Annotated in this window: 10 protein-coding genes and 2 pseudogenes; 7 read left to right on the top strand and 5 right to left on the bottom strand. The window is 64.1% G+C overall.

Features of this window, described 5'->3' with window-relative positions:
* Positions 1-62: 62 nt before the first annotated feature.
* The 6 genes and pseudogenes from AC6IW9_RS12345 to AC6IW9_RS12320 form a co-directional block, all read left to right on the top strand.
* Positions 63-7,259 carry an amino acid adenylation domain-containing protein gene (locus tag AC6IW9_RS12345; protein ID WP_497772513.1) on the top strand — a complete coding sequence of 2,399 codons (7,197 nt, stop codon included), beginning with the start codon at positions 63-65 and terminating at the stop codon, positions 7,257-7,259.
* 118 nt (positions 7,260-7,377) lie between these two features.
* On the top strand, positions 7,378-9,036 hold the full coding sequence (locus tag AC6IW9_RS12340; RefSeq protein WP_497764018.1) for a cyclic peptide export ABC transporter: 1,659 nt from the start codon (positions 7,378-7,380) through the stop codon (positions 9,034-9,036).
* Positions 9,029-11,416 carry a penicillin acylase family protein gene (locus tag AC6IW9_RS12335; protein WP_497764017.1) on the top strand — a complete coding sequence of 796 codons (2,388 nt, stop codon included), beginning with the start codon at positions 9,029-9,031 and terminating at the stop codon, positions 11,414-11,416. Before AC6IW9_RS12340 ends, AC6IW9_RS12335 begins: the two co-directional genes overlap by 8 nt.
* Before the next feature lie 302 nt (positions 11,417-11,718).
* Positions 11,719-12,040: pseudogene (locus tag AC6IW9_RS12330) on the top strand (transposase); the annotation flags it as partial.
* 412 nt (positions 12,041-12,452) lie between these two features.
* Positions 12,453-14,372 carry a TonB-dependent receptor gene (locus AC6IW9_RS12325; protein ID WP_497764016.1) on the top strand — a complete coding sequence of 640 codons (1,920 nt, stop codon included), beginning with the start codon at positions 12,453-12,455 and terminating at the stop codon, positions 14,370-14,372.
* Between the two features lie 323 nt (positions 14,373-14,695).
* A pseudogene (locus AC6IW9_RS12320) lies at positions 14,696-14,998 on the top strand (transposase); the annotation flags it as partial.
* A gap of 37 nt (positions 14,999-15,035) precedes the next feature.
* Here the strand turns inward: AC6IW9_RS12320 and AC6IW9_RS12315 are convergent.
* Entirely contained in the window at positions 15,036-15,659 is a 624-nt protein-coding gene (locus tag AC6IW9_RS12315) for a hypothetical protein (protein WP_497764015.1), read from the bottom strand.
* Between the two features lie 376 nt (positions 15,660-16,035).
* Between AC6IW9_RS12315 and AC6IW9_RS12310 the strand changes: the two genes are divergently transcribed.
* A complete protein-coding gene (locus AC6IW9_RS12310; protein WP_497764014.1) occupies positions 16,036-16,953 on the top strand; it encodes a LysR family transcriptional regulator in 918 nt (305 codons plus the stop codon).
* Here AC6IW9_RS12310 and AC6IW9_RS12305 read toward each other — a convergent pair.
* The 4 genes from AC6IW9_RS12305 to trbF are packed head-to-tail and all read right to left on the bottom strand — an operon-like array spanning position 16,917 to position 20,126.
* On the bottom strand, positions 16,917-17,174 hold the full coding sequence (locus AC6IW9_RS12305; RefSeq protein WP_497763819.1) for a DUF2274 domain-containing protein: 258 nt from the start codon (positions 17,172-17,174) through the stop codon (positions 16,917-16,919). The two genes, AC6IW9_RS12310 and AC6IW9_RS12305, sit on opposite strands and share 37 nt — an antisense overlap.
* Entirely contained in the window at positions 17,171-18,379 is a 1,209-nt protein-coding gene (locus tag AC6IW9_RS12300; RefSeq protein WP_497763820.1) for a TraB/TrbI/VirB10 family type IV secretion system protein, read from the bottom strand. The genes AC6IW9_RS12305 and AC6IW9_RS12300 overlap by 4 nt, the downstream gene beginning before the upstream one ends.
* A complete protein-coding gene (gene trbG / locus AC6IW9_RS12295) occupies positions 18,376-19,446 on the bottom strand; it encodes a P-type conjugative transfer protein TrbG (protein ID WP_497763821.1) in 1,071 nt (356 codons plus the stop codon). The genes AC6IW9_RS12300 and trbG overlap by 4 nt, the downstream gene beginning before the upstream one ends.
* Complete coding sequence (trbF, locus tag AC6IW9_RS12290; RefSeq protein WP_497763822.1) at positions 19,443-20,126, bottom strand: conjugal transfer protein TrbF; 684 nt, start codon at positions 20,124-20,126, stop codon at positions 19,443-19,445. The genes trbG and trbF overlap by 4 nt, the downstream gene beginning before the upstream one ends.
* Position 20,127 lies beyond the last annotated feature (1 nt).

Here is a 20,127-nt window from a genome sequence, read left to right as displayed (position 1 = left end):
TGTCGCGACCGGAGAGCGGATATTCGATCGGATCGATCACTCGCGTGTCGCGCGCCACGCCTATGCCACTGTCATTCGCGCAGCAGCGCCTGCTTTTTCTGGAGCAGCTTCGTCCGGGCGAAGCGTCCTATGTCATTCCCGCGGCGCTGAGGATCGTGGGCGCGCTGGATATTTCGGTAGTTTGCTGGAGCGTGAACGAGATCGTGGCTCGCCACGAGGCATTGCGGACGAGCTTCGGAGGGTCGGATGGAGAGGCGACGCAGATCGTGGCGCCGTCGCTCGTGATCGCCTGTCCCGTCGTCGATCTGAGCGAGCTGCCGCGCGACGAGCGGGAGAGAGAGGCGCGGCGCCTCGTCGAGGCGGAGGCGCGACGACCCTTCGATCTGGCCCGCGGCCCGCTCTTGCGCGTGCTCGTGGTCGATCTCGGAATCGGCGAAGAGACCAAAGCCCGCGAGCATGTCGTCGCCTTCACTCTGCATCACATCGTCTCCGACGGCTGGTCGACGGATGTGCTGATGCGCGAGTTCGCGGCGCTCTACGAGGCTCGGATTCAGGGGCTGGCGTCGCCGCTCGCGCCGCTCGCGATTCAATACGCCGATTATGCGGCGTGGCAGCGGGAATGGCTGCAGGGGGAAGTCCTGGAGCGGCAGCTTTCTTATTGGCGGCAGGCTCTGAGCGGAGCATCCTTCGTTCTCGAGCTTCCGACAGACCATGCGCGCCCGCCCGTGCAGGATCATGCGGGAGCCGTGCATCGTTTCGAGATTCCGGCGCGGCTGGCGGCGCGGGTGAAGGAGCTGGCGCGCGAGCGGGGCGCGACGCCGTTCATGGCGTTCCTGGCGACGTTTCAACTACTGCTGTCGCGCTACAGCGGACAGAAGGACTTCTGCGTCGGCGCGCCGGTGGCGAACCGGCGGCGGGTCGAACTCGAAGGGCTGATCGGGTTTTTCGTCAACACGCTGGCCCTGCGGGCGGACCTTTCGGGGGAGCCGAGCTTCGTCGAGCTTCTGGAACGGGTTCGCGAGGCGGCGCTCGGCGCGCAAGAGCATCAGGACCTGCCGTTCGAGCGGCTGGTGGAGGAACTGCAGCCCGCGCGGGACATGAGTCGCAGCTCGCTGTTCCAGGCGATGTTCGCTTATCAGAACGCGCCGGAGCGGGCGTTTGCCCTTCCGGGGCTGCGGATCGAGGCGCTGGAGACGGACAGCGGAACCTCGAAGTTCGATCTGACGCTGGAACTCGCCGAGGCGGAGGGGGGCGATGCGGGGAAAGGCATGATCGCGTCGCTCGAATATGCGACGGCGCTGTTCGAGCCTGCGACGATCGAGCGGATGGCGTCGCATTACCTCACGCTGCTGGAGGGGATCGCGGCCGATCCGATGCGGCGCGCCGACGCGCTTCCGATGACGACCGCCGCGGAGCGTCATCGGCTGGTGGTGGAGTGGAACGACACGGCGTCGGATTTTCCGCGCGAGGCTTGCATCCACGAGCTGTTCGAGGCGCAGGCCCGGCGGCGGCCGGAGGCGACGGCGGCAGTGTTCGGGGCGGAGGAATTGTCCTATGGCGAGCTGGAGGCGCGCGCCAATCGGCTGGCGCGGCGCCTCGTCCGGCTCGGCGTCGGGCCGGAGACGATCGTCGCCCTGTGCGTCGAGCGCTCGCTCGACATGGTGGTGGGTCTGCTCGGCGTGCTGAAGGCCGGCGGAGCCTATCTTCCGCTCGACCCCGATTATCCGGATGAGCGCCTCGCCTATATGATCGCCGACGCGTCGCCGCGGCTCGTGCTGGCGCAGGAGCGTTTCGCGGAGCGGCTCCCCTCTGGAACGCCCGTGCTGCTTCTCGACGCGGAGCGCGAGGCGCTCGCCCGCGAGAGCGCCGAGCCGCTCGGCAGGCGCGCCGCGCCGCAGAACCTCGCCTATGTCATCTACACCTCCGGCTCCACCGGAAAGCCCAAAGGCGTCGCCGTGCCCCACCGCGGCGTGGTCAACCGCATCGACTGCATGCAGAAGCGCTACGGGCTCGAGGCCGACGACACGCTCTTGCAAAAGACCCCATTCGGCTTCGACGTCTCGGTGTGGGAGTTCTTCTGGCCGCTGCAGGCGGGAGCCCGGCTCGTGTTCGCGGCGCCGAACGACCATCGCGAGCCGGCGCGGCTCGCCGAGCTGATCGAGCGGCGCCGCGTCACCACGCTGCATTTCGTGCCGTCGATGCTGCAGGCGTTCATGAGCGTTGTGAATCTCTCGGCGCTGCCGTCGCTGCGGCGGACGTTCTGCGGCGGCGAGGACCTACCGGTGACGGCAGTGCGCAATTTTCACGCCTCGTCGCGGGCGGAGCTTCATAATTTCTATGGCCCGACCGAGGCGTCGATCGACGTCAGCGCATATGAATGCCTACGCGACGACGGCTCGCAGAGCGTGCCGATCGGCCGTCCGATCGCGAATATCCAGCTCTATGTTCTCGACGCGAATGCGGAGCCTGTTCCGATCGGCGTCGCGGGCGAGCTCCATATCGGCGGCGTCGGCCTCGCGCGCGGCTATCTCTGCCGCGCCGATCTGACCGCGGAGCGCTTCGTTCCCAACCCGTTCGACGCGTCCGGCGATCGAATGTATCGCACCGGGGATATGGCGCGCTTCCGGGTAGACGGGAACATCGAGTTCCTCGGACGGCTCGATCATCAGGTGAAGATCCGGGGCTTCCGCATCGAGCTCGGCGAGATCGAGACGGCGCTGCGGCGCCTGCCCGAGGTGCGCGAGACGCTAGTGGCGGCGCGTCCGGACGTTTTCGGCGACAAACGGCTCGTCGCATATGTGACGGGCGAAGGGGAAATGGATTTCGCTTTGCTGAAGGCGGCGCTGCGACGCGAATTGCCGGACTACATGATCCCGCCGCTGTTCGTGCGGCTCGAGGCGATGCCGCTCACGTCGAGCGGCAAGCTCGACCGCAAGGCGTTACCCGAGCCCGGTTTCTCGGAGGCGACGCGCGGCGACTTCGTCGCCCCACAGACGCCGATGGAAGAGACACTGTGCCGAATATTCGCCGAAGTGCTCGGCCTCGAACGCATCGGGGTCGATGACGATTTTTTTGCGCTCGGCGGACATTCCCTGAAGGCTGTCAAAGCGACGGCGCGAATCAAAAGCGAAACGCAGTGGCCGGTGTCGCTGCGAATGTTGTTCGAGCGTTCGACTGTCGCGAAATATGCGGCGGCGCTCGAATTCGACGCATATGCGGAATCGGACGCCGCTTCGCCCATCGCTCGCGTGTTGCGCGGCGCGCCCATGCCGCTGTCGTTCGCGCAGCAGCGCCTGTGGTTTCTGGAGCAGCTTCGTCCGGGCGAGGCGTCCTATGTCATTCCCACGGCGCTGAGGATCGTGGGCGCGCTGGATATTTCGGTAGTTTGCTGGAGCGTGAACGAGATCGTGGCTCGCCACGAGGCATTGCGGACGAGCTTCGGAGGGTCGGATGGAGAGGCGACGCAGATCGTGGCGCCGTCGCTCGTGATCGCCTGTCCCGTCGTCGATCTGAGCGAGCTGCCGCGCGACGAGCGGGAGAGGGAGGCGCGGCGCCTCGTCGAGGCGGAGGCGCGACGACCCTTCGATCTGGCCCGCGGCCCGCTCTTGCGCGTGCTCGTGGTCGATCTCGGAATCGGCGAAGAGACCAAAGCCCGCGAGCATGTCGTCGCCTTCACTCTGCATCACATCGTCTCCGACGGCTGGTCGACGGATGTGCTGATGCGCGAGTTCGCGGCGCTCTACGAGGCTCGGATTCAGGGGCTGGCGTCGCCGCTCGCGCCGCTCGCGATTCAATACGCCGATTACGCGGCGTGGCAGCGGGAATGGCTGCAGGGGGAAGTCCTGGAGCGGCAGCTTTCTTATTGGCGGCAGGCTCTGAGCGGAGCATCCTTCGTTCTCGAGCTTCCGACAGACCATGCGCGCCCGCCCGTGCAGGATCATGCGGGAGCCGTGCATCGTTTCGAGATTCCGGCGCGGCTGGCGGCGCGGGTGAAGGAGCTGGCGCGCGAGCGGGGCGCGACGCCGTTCATGGCGTTCCTGGCGACGTTTCAACTACTGCTGTCGCGCTACAGCGGACAGAAGGACTTCTGCGTCGGCGCGCCGGTGGCGAACCGGCGGCGGGTCGAACTCGAAGGGCTGATCGGGTTTTTCGTCAACACGCTGGCCCTGCGGGCGGACCTTTCGGGGGAGCCGAGCTTCGTCGAGCTTCTGGAACGGGTTCGCGAGGCGGCGCTCGGCGCGCAAGAGCATCAGGACCTGCCGTTCGAGCGGCTGGTGGAGGAACTGCAGCCCGCGCGGGACATGAGTCGCAGCTCGCTGTTCCAGGCGATGTTCGCTTATCAGAACGCGCCGGAGCGGGCGTTTGCCCTTCCGGGGCTGCGGATCGAGGCGCTGGAGACGGACAGCGGAACCTCGAAGTTCGATCTGACGCTGGAACTCGCCGAGGCGGAGGGGGGCGATGCGGGGAAAGGCATGATCGCGTCGCTCGAATATGCGACGGCGCTGTTCGAGCCTGCGACGATCGAGCGGATGGCGTCGCATTACCTCACGCTGCTGGAGGGGATCGCGGCCGATCCGATGCGGCGCGCCGACGCGCTTCCGATGACGACCGCCGCGGAGCGTCATCGGCTGGTGGTGGAGTGGAACGACACGGCGTCGGATTTTCCGCGCGAGGCTTGCATCCACGAGCTGTTCGAGGCGCAGGCCCGGCGGCGGCCGGAGGCGACGGCGGCAGTGTTCGGGGCGGAGGAATTGTCCTATGGCGAGCTGGAGGCGCGCGCCAATCGGCTGGCGCGGCGCCTCGTCCGGCTCGGCGTCGGGCCGGAGACGATCGTCGCCCTGTGCGTCGAGCGCTCGCTCGACATGGTGGTGGGTCTGCTCGGCGTGCTGAAGGCCGGCGGAGCCTATCTTCCGCTCGACCCCGATTATCCGGATGAGCGCCTCGCCTATATGATCGCCGACGCGTCGCCGCGGCTCGTGCTGGCGCAGGAGCGTTTCGCGGAGCGGCTCCCCTCTGGAACGCCCGTGCTGCTTCTCGACGCGGAGCGCGAGGCGCTCGCCCGCGAGAGCGCCGAGCCGCTCGGCAGGCGCGCCGCGCCGCAGAACCTCGCCTATGTCATCTACACCTCCGGCTCCACCGGAAAGCCCAAAGGCGTCGCCGTGCCCCACCGCGGCGTGGTCAATCTGACACTCGGCCAAATCGATCTTTTCAGTCTCGGATCGGACGACCGCGTTCTCCAACTCGCCTCGCTCGGCTTCGATATGGCCGTGGAAGAAATCTTTCCGGCTCTATCGAGCGGAGCCAGGCTCGTCCTGGCGCCGGCGCGGCTGGGAGAGTCCTGGTCGAGCTTCGTCGCCATGCTGGAGAAGGCGCATGTGACATTCCTGAACGCCTCCACAGCGGTCTGGCGTCATTTGACGCAATGGCTGGCCGAAGCGAATGCGACGCTTCCGGGAAGCCTGCGCGCGATCTCGGTGGGTGGGGAGAAAGCAGACGTCGAGACGCTGCGCCAGTGGCGTGCGCTGTCCGGCGCCGAGATCGGCTGGACAAACACCTACGGGCCGACCGAGGCCACGGTCAATGCAACCTATTTCCGTTCGAACAGGGACGCCGATTTGTTGTGCGACATTCCGATCGGCCGCCCGGTGAGCAATGCCCGAGCCTACATTCTCGACGCGAATGCGGAGCCTGTTCCGATCGGCGTCGCGGGCGAGCTCCATATCGGCGGCGTCGGCCTCGCGCGCGGCTATCTCTGCCGCGCCGATCTGACCGCGGAGCGCTTCGTTCCCAACCCGTTCGACGCGTCCGGCGATCGAATGTATCGCACCGGGGATATGGCGCGCTTCCGGGTAGACGGGAACATCGAGTTCCTCGGACGGCTCGATCATCAGGTGAAGATCCGGGGCTTCCGCATCGAGCTCGGCGAGATCGAGACGGCGCTGCGGCGCCTGCCCGAGGTGCGCGAGACGCTAGTGGCGGCGCGTCCGGACATTTTCGGCGACAAACGGCTCGTCGCATATGTGACGGGCGAAGGGGAAATGGATTTCGCTTTGCTGAAGGCGGCGCTGCGACGCGAATTGCCGGACTACATGGTCCCGCAGCTGTTCGTGCGACTCGCGGCGCTGCCGCTCACATCCAATGGCAAGCTCGACCGCAAGGCGTTGCCGGACCGCGACCTCGACGAATATGCGCAAGACGCCCATGCCCCGCCGAAGAGCGTGACGGAATGGCTTCTCCTTCGCGAGTTCAAGGAGGTTCTCGGCCTCGAACGTATCGGCGTCGACGACAATTTCTTCGACCTCGGCGGAAATTCGATTCTCGGCCTGAAGCTCGTGGAGAGGATTCGCCGATCGGTCTGCAGCACATTGTTCGTGGCCGCGATTTTTCGCGCGCCGACCGTCTCGCAGCTCGCGCGGCTGATCTCTTCCGACGACGAGAAAATGCAGACGCCGCTGGTCCGGCTCAGCGCCGGCCCGGCCCGAACCCCGCTCTATTGCATTCATCCGGCGGGCGGATCGGTCATTCGCTATCAGGATCTCGCCAGAAGAGTCGGAGCCGTACGGCCTGTTCACGGCATTCAATCGCGACATCTGCTTGAGCCCGGGTACCGAGCCTTGTCGATCGCGGAGATGGCCGCCGACTATGTCCGCTTGATAAGGAACAATCAGCCGCACGGCCCCTATCTTCTGCTCGGCTGGAGCGCAGGCGGAGCGATCGCTCTCAATATGGCTTCGCTGCTCGAAGCCGAGGGAGAACGCGTCGCCTTCCTCGGCTTGCTCGATCCAAGCCTCTCTGCGAGCTCGTCCCGAGAACGTTCGACCGCCTTGGACTATGTCGAGCAGTTCGCCGACTTTCAGGACGTGGATATAGAGACGGCGCTGACGGAGGAAGATCGGCGTCATCTTCTCGGAAATCGGCCGGGAGACAGCGATCGCGAACGCTTCGTATATGCAGGCATCTGGGGACAGGAGCGCGGCCTCTGGACGGATGTGTCGACCGAGGTCCTGGACATGCTCTTCGACGACAGCATGGCGTTCGAAGACATGCTCGACCGCCTGCAATTCGATTCAGTGCTCGCAAATCTGAGCGTCTGGCGAGCTTCCAAGGCGCGCGGGGCGTCGAACGCCGGCCCCGTGGCCTTGACGCGCTTTGCACGAGGCGCCGTCGAGACGCGATGGGTTGATGCGACGCACGAGGAAATCGTGGTCGACGAACGCGTGCACCAGGAAATCGTCGATGCGCTGTGGGCGCCCGAATGACACGGAAGGAAACGAGGCTGCGCCGTGGCGTGCGCCGAAGGATTCGCATGCCGCGTCGGAAAGCGCCGGCGCCCCGGGCGCCGTCGCTGAGGAAGAGCGAAAGATTTCGGAGCTGACCATGAGCGACGCGAGCACGGATATGAATGGACCGCGTGTCACGGCTTGGCGTTTGTGGCGCGTTTTCGCTGCGTCGAAAACCACCGTGGCGTTCTCGGTCGCCACAGGCGTGATCGCCGGTGCAAGCAGCGCCTGCCTTCTCACCTTCATCGCGCGCGCGCTCGAGAGCGGAGGGCAGAGAACAGCGGAGGCCGCCATCGGCTTTTTCGTCCTCTGCGCGATTGCGGTCGCAACGAGCGCCGTGTCGCAGATCCTGTTATCTAGGATCGCCCAAGAAAATCTCTACAGCCTTCGCCTCTGGCTCAGCCGGTGCATTCTCGCGGCCCCGATGCGGCAGGTGCAGGCGTTGGGGGCGCATCGGCTCATGGCCGCCCTCACCAGCGATGTCGAGAGCGTCGTAGTTGCTCAGGAATCCTTGCCTTCGTTTTTCATCGAAGGCTCGAAGGTCATCGCCGTGTTCGTCTATCTCTGCCTGCTGTCCCCGTCTCTCTGTCTCGCTTCGGCGATCTATGTGACCCTGTGTTTCGTCGGGCTGCAAGTCCCGCAGAAATGGGCTCTGCGGTGGTTCGAGCAGGCCCGGCGAACGGAGAACTCGATGTTTGGACATTTCCGTGCCGCGACCGAAGGCGGCAAGGAGCTGAAGATCGACGCGCGACGTCGGCAGGCCTTTCTGGACGACGAACTGCGCGGTACAGCGCGCACTCTCAAGAGCCAAAAAATCAAGGCGCTGGCGATCCTGATTCTGGTCGATCGCTGGGTGGATGCGCTGTTCTACTTGTTAATCGGCTTGATTTTGTTTGTTGTCCCGAATTTTCTGACGATTTCCTCGGAGACGTCGATCGGCTTCGCGCTCGCCGTTCTGTTCCTCGGAGGGCCGCTGTCGATGGTGGGAAGCTGGCTTCCGAATATCAGCAAAGGCGTCGTGGCGCTTCGCAATATCGAAGCGATGGGACTGAAGCTGGCGGTGGAGGCCGATGCCGCCGCCGAGGCGCCGCCGGCCTTCTGCCGGTCACGACCGAGCCAGTTGGAGCTCGTTGGCGTAACGCATCAATATCAAGGGGACAATGACGAGGTCGGCTATCGATTGGGGCCGATTGATCTTCGTATCGAGCCCGGGGAGCTGGTGTTCGTGACGGGGGGCAACGGCAGCGGCAAGACGACCTTGGCCATGCTCATCCTGGGCTTGTTTCCCCCGGGCGGCGGTGATATCCGGCTCGGCGGCGAATGCGTCGTCGATGAGAATCGGGAAGCCTATCGACAGAATTTTTCCGCCGTCTTCGCCGACGCGTTCATCTTCGACTCCCTTCTCGGTTACGCAGGCGCCGAAGCGCAAGCGCGCGCCGAAGAGCTGCTCGCGCTTCTCAAACTCGACAAGAAGCTTCGCATCGAAGACGGCCGCTTCTCGACGGTCGACCTATCGCGCGGGCAGCGCAAGAGGCTGGCGCTGCTCACCGCCTATGTGGAGGATCGGCCGTTCTATCTCTTCGACGAATGGGCCGCCGAGCAGGATCCGCAGTACCGCGAGATCTTCTACCGTAAGCTTCTGCCGGACCTGAAAGCACGAGGAAAGACGGTCATAGTGATCACGCACGACGACCGCTATTTTCATTTGGCCGATTACGTCCTGCAAATGACCGCCGGACAGATCGAACATGCGTAAGATGATGCTTTGCCTCGGCCGCTTCGCCGGCGGCGCTCTCCTGACGGTGGCGGCGGCGCTATATGCGATCGTGCGCCTGCCGGTTTCAGAGGAGCACGGCTCCCATGTCGTGTCCGGTCTCGAACAATCGGTCGTGGTGGAGTTCGATGCGATCGGCGTGCCGCATATCCGCGCTCAAAGCCGAACGGACGCCTATGCCGCTCTGGGCTATGCGACGGCGCGGGACCGGCTGTTCCAGCTGGACATGCTCCGCCGCAAGACAGGCGGAAGATTGGCGGAGCTCTTCGGCTCAGCATTGGTCAAGGAGGACGCCTGGAGCCGCACAATGGGCTTCGAACGCCTCGCCGACGCGGTCCTGCGACAGCTTCCGGCCGCGCAGCGAGCGGCGCTGGACGCATATGCGGCAGGCGTCAATCAAGCGATGCGGGACGCCCCCATATGGCCGTGGGAATTCACCGTGCTGGCCTATGCGCCGGAGCCATGGCGTCCGCGCGACAGCATCCTGGTCGCCTTCAATCTGGCGAATCTGTCCTTTTCGGCGGATCAAGAACGCACGGCCAGCGTCATGCGCGCGGCTCTTCCGGCGCCGGTCGTCGAATTCCTGACGCCGGACGGCGACTGCTACAACGAAGAGCTCGCGCCGCGAGCGCCCGAGCGCTGCGCGCCGGGCGCACTTCCGGTTCTGGAACTCGCGCAGCTCATGCGGGAAGCGGGAGAGCGTCCGCGCAGCGCGGGCCTCGTCCAGAGCGAACGGACGCCGCGCGGCTCCAACGGGTGGATCGTTTCGCCCGGCAGGACCCGAGATGGCCGTGCGCTTCTCGCCAATGACATGCATCTGCGGCTCGAAACCCCGAACATCTGGTATCAGGCCGACCTCGCCTACGGCGCGTCTCGGATCGAAGGCTTGACGCTGCCGGGACTGCCGCTGGTCATCGCGGGGTCGAACGGGCGCGTCGCCTGGGGGCTCACGAGCGTCGAGGGCGACTTCGTCGATCTGGTTCGACTGCATAGGGACTCGGGCGAGCCTGAGAAATATCGCACGCCCGAGGGCGCACGACACTTTTCGGTCCGTGAGGAGCGCATAGACGTGCGGGGCGGGGCTTCGGTCGAGCTGCGAGTCAAAGATACGATCTGGGGCCCGATTCTGCCCGAGCCGCTGCTCGGCGATGAGATCGCCATCCGCTGGACGATGCTCGATCCCGCGGCGACAAATCTCGATCTGATGGAAATGGACGGAGTCGCGACCGTCGCGGACGCGATGCCGCTCTTGCGCGATACGGGCGTTCCTCCGCTCAATGCTCTCCTTGCGGACAGCTCCGGTGCGATCGCCTGGACCTTGATGGGGCGTATTCCGAAACGACGCGGTTTCACCGGCCTTTTCGCCGAATTTTGGGACGATGGCAGTGTCGGATGGGACGGTTACTATTCGAAGGATGAACTTCCCAGCATCGAGAATCCCGCATCGGGCTATATCGTCAACGCCAATCAGCGCATGCTCGGCGCTTCCGAGCTCGCGCCAAAGATCGGCCATGACTATTCTGGAGGGTTTCGCGCCTGGCGGATCAGCCGGCGCCTGAGCGAGCTGTCGCACGTCAACGAGAACGATATGGCAGCACTTCAGCTAGACGCCTCGACCGAGTTCTACCGATATTATCAGATCGTCGCGTTGCGAGCCTTGGAGGGCGCCGACAGCGAGAGCGACAAAGACTCCGCTAACTCGATCCGCGCGCTCGAAGCCTGGGACGGGCGCGCGGAAAGCGCGAGCCTCGGGCTCCCGTTGCTTATCGAGTTCCGCAAGTCGCTGATCGATGCCGTTCTGTCACCCTTGCTGGCGAGATGCCGCGCGCTCGACCCGGGCTTCGCCTATGACTGGGCCAATGTCGATGTCCCGCTCCAGCGCATCGTCGACACCAAGCTTCCCGAATTGCTTCCGGACCGCAGCAAGCATCGTGATTGGATGCATTTTCTGCGCGCCATGCTGGTGGAAAGCGCGCGGCGCGTGGCACAGTTCAATGGAGGGCGCGCCGCAAGCGAACTCAGCTGGGGAGAAACAAATCGGGTCGAGATTCGTCACCCGCTCGCGGTCGCCGCGCCCGTGCTTGCCCCTTTCCTGAACATGCCGCGCGCACCCGTTTCTGGATGCGCGCAATGTGTCAGATTTTATTTTTCAGAAGAAGGCAAGAGCTCCGGAGCCAACGCGCGGATGGTCGTAGCGCCAGGGCATGAGACGGAGGGGTTAATGCAGATGGCGGCCGGTCAATCTGGGCAACTCGGTTCCCCCCATTACGCGGATCAGGAAGCGGATTGGGTTGCCGGGCGTTCGCGGCCGTTCCGCATATCTGACACACGCAACACGATGCTCTTGAAGCCGGCACGATAGCTGACCAAATGCTTCAATTTACGTGAAGCAAAACGGCTCCTAGGGGACTTGCTCACACCTGCCGGGTTGATATCACGTTAACCGACAAGTAGGTTGCGGTGAGTCACTTTGGCATCATGAACCGACCGACTCCGAGCGACAGGCGCCATCGCTTCCTACCACAGATCATCGCCCACGCCGTCTGGCTGTATTTCCCTCTCCGCAGTCCGCAATCCCGTCCCATCCCTATTTTTCCACCGCTCGGCCATCGCCATTCACCTGCATTGCCTCCGCACGATGGCGGAACAAAGGTGTGCGACGACAAGGGCCCGCGCGTCGAGGAGATGATCGAGGCCGCGGGCGCAAAGCTGCACAATCTCCCGCCCTATAGCCCCAACATGAACCCGATCGAGAAGGCGTTTTCCAAGCTGAAAGGCATCTGAGCAAAATCGCCGAGCGCACACCGGCGCTCTGATGCGCACCCTCGAAGCCTGCGCCGACATCTTCGAGCCCGCTCAATGCGCAAACTACTTCGCCGCCCTGCTTGTCGCTCTACATATGGCGAATGCGTTCGGCCTTGTCACCGCCATGCTGTCGGTCACCGGCGTCTACGTTTGGTGGAAGAAGGCGCGGCGCGCAAGTCGCGTTCGACGATGCGGCCTTCGAGAATCTCACGAAACGTTTGCGAGATCGAAAAATATTCGTCGACGTTTTAATTGCTCGATTGCAGCTCCAATGGAGAGCAATATAAAAGAATGGCGTGTTGCACCTGACGGCCTCGGCTCCGTTTGGGGGCGAGTTTCGCTGTGAGAGTCATGTGATGTTTTGTCCCGACGCATATTCTCGGGCGTGGCGCGCCGAGCGTCGCCCGCCTCTCGCAGTCTCCTCATTTTTCTTATGTCCACGCGAGCGACTCGCGAGGCTATCGAGCGCACTTACTCCCTATCGTCGAAACCTACGCGACATAGCGATGATGTCGATTTTCGCCCTGCCCGCACCCGCTCTTTGCGTCGAAACGACCGTCGATGGGAGGTCAAATATCCCGCAACCCCGAGCAATGGAGGAGGAAAAGAAGGACGAGGCCCCGAAGGCGAAGGGTCTCGGCAAGGATGTCGCGGGCGTCTTCGTCAATGCTTCGATCGGCGACTCCGGCTATTCGCCGAGCTTCGTGATGCGCGGCTTTCCCGGCGGCCTCACGCTCTTCGACGGCGCCGCGCATGGCTTCACCGCGCAGGACGTCAATCTCTCGACGATTGATCACGTCGAATTCTACAAGGGCCCGAGCGCCATGTTGTTCGGCAAGGCGCTCGGCGGCTATGGCGGCTCGGCAAACTACATCCGCAAGGCACCGGTCGCCGAGCGCTTCGCGCGCGGAACGACGACGATCGGCTCCTTTGACGTCTATCGCACGACCTTCGACGTCGGTACGCCGCTGAACGATACGCAGACGCTGCTGTTCCGCATGACAGGCTTCGCGCAGAGCGTCGGCAGCTTCGTGGACTATGTGCGCTCTCGTGGCTTTCTCGTCGCTCCGGCGGCGACTCTCGTCTTCGACAATGGCGACAAGGCGACGCTGCGCACCGAATATCAAGCGGCGCGCTTGGTCTATCGCGACGGCGCCCCGGCGTCGCCGCTCTTTCTGCACGTGCCGCGCCCCTTCTACGCGGGCGCGCCGGTCAATGAGCACGAAAAGCCGAATTCGGCTGATTTCACCTTCACCTATGAGCACGCCTTCGACGCCGACTGGTCGTTGACGTCAGTCGTCGATTATTCGCTGACCGGCAACAAATACGGCTGGTTCCTGAACTGGGGCTATGACGGCGTCCATTCGCTGACGCTCGGCCGCCCGGCGCAGACGCATCAGGCGTCCCGAAATTTCGACGCGCAGTTGCGGCTGAGCGGACGCTTCACGACGGGCGACATCGGGCACAGCGTCGTTCTCGGCCTCGAGCATTGGGATTACTTCTACGGCCATGACGAATTATTCGCGCGCGACGCGCTGCCGAACATCGACGTAGGCGCGCCGCTCTATCCGCTCGGAGTCGATTATTCTGGCGCGCAGTGGGCCAATGGCGCGGCGCGCGCCTGGAGCCGTTCCGTCTACACGCAGGATCTCGTCGACCTTTCGCCGCAATGGCGCATTCTCTTCGGCGGCCGCTATGATCTCTTGGCGCAGCGTGAAACCACCTTCGATCCTTTCGGCGCGCTCTCCGGGGCATCCTCCTCCACGGTCGGCAAAGGAACCAGGGGCTATTTCAGCCCGCGCGCCGGCATATTGTTCCATCCTGACGAGCAGACACATCTCTTCGCGGCCTTCGGGCGCTCGCTCATCCCCAATATTTCCGTGCGAGTGAGAGGCGGCGACGCGCCGCCGCCGCAGCAGGACACGCAATATGAGATCGGCTTCGAACGGCGCTTTTCGGAATATAATGCGCGCTTCGAGATCGGCCTGTTCGATGTGACACGCGACCATGTCGCCATCACCGATCCCGCGAATCCGGGCGGATTTTTCGCCCTCGTCACCGGCCGCCAACACAGCCATGGCGTCGAGCTCAACCTCTCCGGCGAAATTCTTCCCGGGCTGAATGCGAGCGGCGCGGCCACCTTTCTGCACGCCGTCGTCGCCAAGGACTCCAATGTCCCTTCGCAGGCGGGCAGCGATCTCCTCGGCGCGCCGCGCCGCGTGTTCAGCGTCAGCCTCGACTACAAGCCGGAGTGGGAGGTCCTGCGCGGATTGGAGCTCGGCGCGAGCTATTATTACGCGAGCGCCGCGGAGGCGACCCTGCCCAACGCCTATGGATTCACCCTCGCGCCGCAGCAGATGCTCGGCGCCTCGCTCGGCTATCGTTTCGACGAGCATTGGAAGCTCGATGTGAGCGCGAGCAATCTCACCGACCGGCCGAATTTCACCTCGAGCGGCGCGCTCTATCGCGGCGAACCTCGCTCCATCTCCGCAACATTGTCGTTCAGATATTGACGCCCATCTTCTCGAGCCGCTGGGCGTGTGGCGGTTCGGGCGGCAACGACGGCGTTGGGATGAGCTCTTGCGGCGCAGTCGACGATAGTCCAGTCCATTGATTACTTATCGTTTGTTGTTCGATGCAGGCGCTGCTGTACGAGTCGAAAAAGCCGCGCCAACTGGTCGCGATCACGCTTGAGCGGCTTGTCCACCATCGACGAATTTATACGACTATCTAAGTCTTATCGTCGTTTAGAGCGCGTTGACATTCAGGATTCCCGGAGACCGGCAAATCTGATTCAAGCTCCTTTCGCTCGGGAGCCGAGCATGTCGGAAGTCCGGATCAATGGGCGCGGATGGCGCCGCATCTGCCCGGCAAGATCGGCGATCCGGGCCGGAGCGCGGTCGACAATCGCCTTTTCGTCGAGGCGGTCCTCTGGCTTGCGCGGACCGGTTCGCCATGGCGCGATCTGCCGAAAGTGTTCGGCAACTGGAACAGTGTGTTTGTACGCTTCTCACGATGGTCGAAGGACGTCTGGGATCGGCTGTTCACGGCGCTGGCCGACGACTCCGACTTCGAATATGTCATGATCGACTCGACCATCGTCCAGCGCAAAGGCGCGCAGCCGTTGGAAAGAAGCCGGGTCCGTAGTCGAGCGACCACGGACCCGAGCGCGAGCATCACAACGGCGAGATCGCCGCTTCCGGCGACGCCAGCCGGGCGATATCCGCCAGGGCCGAGCGCAGTTCCGGCCAAGGAAATTCCGTGTCTTTCGGGCTCGGCTCGCCGAGCTGAATGACGATGGAGAGCTTGGCCGCAATGCCCGGCAGGCTGGCGGCTTTCGTCACCGGGACCGAAGCCGTGAAATCGCGCTCCTTATCGAGAGCGGATTCGAGTTCCGCGTCGACGGTGTCGAAGCCGAGCGTCGCCGCCGCCTCGTCCCATCGCTTTTGCTGCGCGTCGAACGCCGCGATCAGCGTTTCTCTCTCGATCTCCGGCTCGTCTGCGAGCAGCTCTTCGATCTCGTCAACAGAATGAGCGATTTTCGGCTCCTTCTCGCCAGAAAGACAGATCGTGACCTCGGGGAAGCCGATCGAGTGAATGAGCTGCGTCTCGATGCGCTGCCACTGGCGCGTCAGCGTGACGACCCGCGCGTGATTGGCTTGCCAGCTTTGCCAGAGTTGCAGCGCAGGGTCGGACGGCTCCCCTCCTGTCCTCTTCCCGGACGGCAAGGCGCCGGTTCCTCGCAGAATGGCGCGCCAGCTAACGGCAGGCGGAGTCGTGCTATCTTCAGAATCAGCCATGATCCATGCTCCTTCGAAGCGTGGGTTGTGGTCAGGCCGGGCGGGATGTTCGCAGCATCTCGTTCGGCCGCTGCTCGCCAAATTGCAGCCGAGAGAAGGTAAGCCGCATAGAACGTTTTAGCAACGCATATTGGAAACGCAGGAGTCCATAGCGTTGCGCCGCAGAGCGTCGGGTTGCTCGGGACGGCGCATCGATTGCGGAGGAATCGGGTCCCTTCGCCAAAAACCATAGCTTGCAAAGCGATAGCCGTTCATTCGATGGTCTTGAAAAGGCCATTTATTTTCAATGAAATAGAGAGCGTTAGCGCGGTCGATGGCAGCCCTGTCGTCGGCATATCCGATTCTGGAAATCAGTTTGTGAAACCGGGTATTTCAGGTGAGTCCGGAGCTTCGAGATCTGAGATGGGCCATTGTCGCCTCGCGGCATCGAAGCCTCCGGCAAGCGGCGGAGACGTTGAACACCCGTCAATCCACCCTCAGCCGGCGATTGCGCGATCTCGAATGTGAGCTCGGCCTGGACTTGTTCGAGCGCACCACCGGCGGAACGAAGCCGACGCCGGTCGGCCGCGAATTTCTGGAAGCGGCGCAGCGCATCGTCGACGAAGCGGATCGCGTGTTCCTCCGATTCAAAACGCGACGCGATGGCGGAAACAGGCCATTGCGAATAGGGATTTGCTCGTCCCTCTCGGCCGGCAATCTGCGGGAGACGCTTGCGGAGTTCCGTCGACAGATCGCGGATGCGGATATTCTCTTGGTCGATGGCGCCAAGGAGGGATTGCTCGGCGAGCTCGTCGCCAGCGCGATCGACGTCGCCATACTGACTTCCGGCGGCGGGAGGTGGAATGATCGCGTTTTGCCGCTCTGGAATGAAAGGGTGGTCGTGGCCCTTCCGGAACATCACCCGCTCTATGATCGGCAAGCGATCAAATGGCGGGAGCTTTGCGACGATCGGATATTGCTGACGCAGCGCGGCGTCGATTCCGAGCTCGAGCAATTGCTGAGCGTGAAGGCCGGCGGCTCGGGTTCTTTGCGTGTCAGCTATCAGGACGTTAGCCTCGACAGGCTGCTGAGCCTCGTCGGCGCCGGCTATGGCGTCTCGCCACTGCTCGAAGGCGCCGCCGGATTTGGCTGCCCCGGAGTGACCCATCGCGAGCTGCATGACGACTGTGGGCAAATGCGGCTTCAGTTCGCGGCCTATTGGAAAGGGACAAACAGCAGTCCGATGCTGCAGCCATTTCTCGATCTGCTGCGCGCTCGCTATCCCGACCTTTCGGTTTCCGCGACATCGGGTTGAGGCTTCGGCCCTGCCCGAGTCTTCGCGAAGGCTCTGTCGGTCGCTATGAAGCGCTGGAGCATCGGAACGATCAGCTTCGCCGGATCGCCGATCTTTTGCCCATTGGCTCTGCCGAGTGCGTCCGCATAGGCGACGAGATCGCGATGCAGAGAGGCGGGAATCTCGACGGTGATTTTGACGGGCTTGTCGTCGGCGAGCGGACCGAGCTTCAGTTTCGTCACGGCGCCATTCCTTCCTTGTATGGAGCCAATAGGAGATCCCGCGTTACGAGCACGCGAACAGGAAAGCCCGGGCGAATGGTGAGAGTGGGCTGGACATTGAGCTGGCGTTGAACGAGCAATTGCCCGGTCTGGCTCGCGCTGTTGGATCCGCCGCGACGGATCGCTTGGATGAGGCTATTCTCGCTGCCCGTCGTTCCCGCTTCGGAGCCGACGCTGAGGAGCGTCGAGGGCGCCGCGCCTTTGATCAGCATGTCCCAATGATTGTCGACCTCGTCCTCGAGACCGGCATAGCCGGCGGCGTCGGCGCCGGGCTGCCGTTCCAGCACGATCGAGGCTCCATTGGGCATGATGAGCCGGGTCCAGGCGAGGAGCACGCGCTTTTGCCCATAGGCGACGGAGCTGTCGTATTGGCCGATCAGCTTCGCGCCCTGAGGAATGAGCAGAAATTTCCCCGTGGGACTGTCGTAGACCGCTTCGGTCACCTGGGCCGTGATCTGTCCCGGCAGATCGGAGCGGAGGCCGGTGATGAGTGCGGCTGGGATGACCGTTCCGGCCTGAACGATGTACGGCGATGCAGGCTTGACGAGCCGATCGGGACTGACGGTTCGCCGATCGGTGGAAGCCGTCAGAAAAGCCGTCTTGCGATCCTGCATGTTCTGAGCGGAGCCGGCGTCGACAGATGGCGTCGCTACGGCGCCTGCGTCGGCCGCGAAGATCGCGGTCGGAGAGATCGGCGTGATCGGCCTCTCGCGCTCATTCGTCTGAGCAAAGAGCCGGCTCACGCGCGCGGCCTCGCCTTCCTGCGCACGGCGCTGCGCCTCGGGATCGGAGGCCGATGCGCCGACAATCGTCGTATTGCTGGCCGCGCCAGCATTCAGAATGGGTCGCCCGAGATCACCCGGGAGAGGCGGCCCGAGCGGCGGCGCCGGACGCGGTATTCCGGTATAGTCCTTGGGCAGGTTCGCGAGGCCGTCGGCGGCAGGACGGTTCTGCGTGTTGTAGAGTTCCTGGGCCGCGCCGCTTCTGTCGCGCGGCTGCAGCGCGTAGCCGAGCGCGCCGGCGATCGCGAGGGCCGCGACGCTCGCCATGCCGATCAGCACCTTGCGCGACAGCCGCGTCACGCGCGGGCGTTCGCCTCGGAGCCGAAGGTCCGGCGTGATCGGCGGCGGCGAGCCGAATTTCTCATCATTCGCGTCCGGCGTCATGACCGCGGCCTTCCGTCGGTGCGGACGATGCGCACGCGCCGCTCGCTGTCCGCGTCACCGAGACGGAGCTCTGCGGCGGCGAAGAGGCGATCGACGATGTAATAGTTACGACTGACGCGATAATTGACGAGCTCCGAGCCGCCGGCCGGACCGATGACGAAGAGCGGCGGCGTCTCGCCTTGCCGAATGCCGCTCGGGAATTCGATATAGACCTTCGACCCATCGTCGAAGGCGCGCAGCGGCCGCCAGGCGGGACTGTCGCCCTGGATCGCGTAGCGAAAATTCAGCGATGAGATATCGACGCCGGCAGCGATCGGCGCAGCGGATTCGGCGGTGGCGTTCTGACGACGCAAGGCGATGAGCTGGTCCTCGGGATATTGCCAGGAGACCGAGGCCATATAGGTCTTGTCGGTCGATCGCAGCTCGAGCAGATAGGTGCGCCGATCGGTGTTGACGACGAGATTGGTGACGAGGTCGGGCCGCGTCGGCTTGACGAGGATGTGGATCTTCTTGGTCGCGCCGGCGCCGCTCTCCGTGTCGCCGATGATCCAGCGCACGGTGTCGCCGGCCGCAACCGGCCCCGAGCCGACGAGCTGCTCGCCCTCCTGCAGGGCGACATCGGTGATCTGTCCGGGCGCGGCATAGACCTGATAGAGCGCCCCACCCGAGAAGGGATAGACTTGCACGGCGTTGATGAAGCCGTCGCGGACCGGCTGCACGCGGGCGGCGGCGTTGGCCTGATTGACGCGCACGGCCGGATCGGCGGGCTCGGGCGGCGCCTTGCCCGCGTGCAGCGGCTTCAATTGGCCGGGTAAAGGAAGCGGCTTGGCGAGCGTGACGATTTTCACCGGCGCCGGCGGATCGGCGGAGAGCCGCGCCGGCGCGGCGTCGTCATAATCGATGTCCGGCGGAATGAATTTCGCGCATCCAGCGAGCGACGGCATGGAGATGAGCAGAATCGCAAAGCCGGCTCTACGGAAAGACACGTTTCCATCTTTCCGGAACCGCATGTTCACGGCAATGTGCGAAGCCGGATCGCCGGCATTCAAGAAATTCGGCCGGGTCATTGTCCGAGCTCCTTGGACCAGTTGATGGCGTTGACGTAGACGCCGAGCGGATTCTTGCGGAGACGATCGGCGTCGGTCGGCGGCTGGATGACGATGGTGAGGATCGCTGTCCATCGCGTGGTGTCGGCGAGCGCGCCTTCCTGATAGCGGCGCTCGATCCAGGCGACGCGGAACGAGTCGGTCGAGGCGCGGATGACGCTGGAGACGTCGACGGCGATCTGCTGCTTGCCGAGCCTGGCGAAGGGATCGTTGGCGCGGGCGTAATCGTTGAGCGCCGCGGCGCCCGCCGTCGTCGTGAAGTCGTAGGCCTGCAGCCAGTTCTGCCGGACGACGACAGGGTCGGCCGGAGCGGCGCGCACATCGTTGATGAAGCGGGCGAGATACCAGGCGATCTGCGGATCGGACGGCGTGTAATCCGCCGTCGCCGGAGCGACGGCGCGCGCCTCGCCGAACTTGTCGACTTCCACGACCCAGGGGACGACGGTTCCATGCGTCGACTGCCAGACGAGACCGGCCGCGAGCCCGCAGGACAAGAGCAGAGAGCCGAAAGCCATCAGGCGCCAGTTCTTCGCCTGGACGCGCGCAGAGCCGATGCGCTCGTCCCAGACCTGCGCGGCTCTCTGATAGGGCGTCTCCGGTTCGGGAGTGCGCCCATAGCGCACCGACACGCGTCGGAACATG

This window comes from Methylosinus sp. shoA (assembly GCF_059718125.1).
Note: the sequence above shows the minus strand (reverse complement) of the source record. Positions and strands in the feature narration are given on the sequence as shown.

What these genes read in the sequence shown, in the direction of transcription:
- AC6IW9_RS12300 (WP_497763820.1), bottom strand. Translation starts at nt 18,379, where the DNA reads ATGACGCCGGACGCGAATGATGAGAAATTCGGCTCGCCGCCGCCGATC.
- AC6IW9_RS12345 (WP_497772513.1), top strand. Translation starts at nt 63, where the DNA reads ATGCCACTGTCATTCGCGCAGCAGCGCCTGCTTTTTCTGGAGCAGCTT.
- AC6IW9_RS12340 (WP_497764018.1), top strand. Translation starts at nt 7,378, where the DNA reads ATGAGCGACGCGAGCACGGATATGAATGGACCGCGTGTCACGGCTTGG.
- AC6IW9_RS12335 (WP_497764017.1), top strand. Translation starts at nt 9,029, where the DNA reads ATGCGTAAGATGATGCTTTGCCTCGGCCGCTTCGCCGGCGGCGCTCTC.
- AC6IW9_RS12325 (WP_497764016.1), top strand. Translation starts at nt 12,453, where the DNA reads ATGGAGGAGGAAAAGAAGGACGAGGCCCCGAAGGCGAAGGGTCTCGGC.
- AC6IW9_RS12315 (WP_497764015.1), bottom strand. Translation starts at nt 15,659, where the DNA reads ATGGCTGATTCTGAAGATAGCACGACTCCGCCTGCCGTTAGCTGGCGC.
- trbF (WP_497763822.1), bottom strand. Translation starts at nt 20,126, where the DNA reads ATGTTCCGACGCGTGTCGGTGCGCTATGGGCGCACTCCCGAACCGGAG.
- trbG (WP_497763821.1), bottom strand. Translation starts at nt 19,446, where the DNA reads ATGACCCGGCCGAATTTCTTGAATGCCGGCGATCCGGCTTCGCACATT.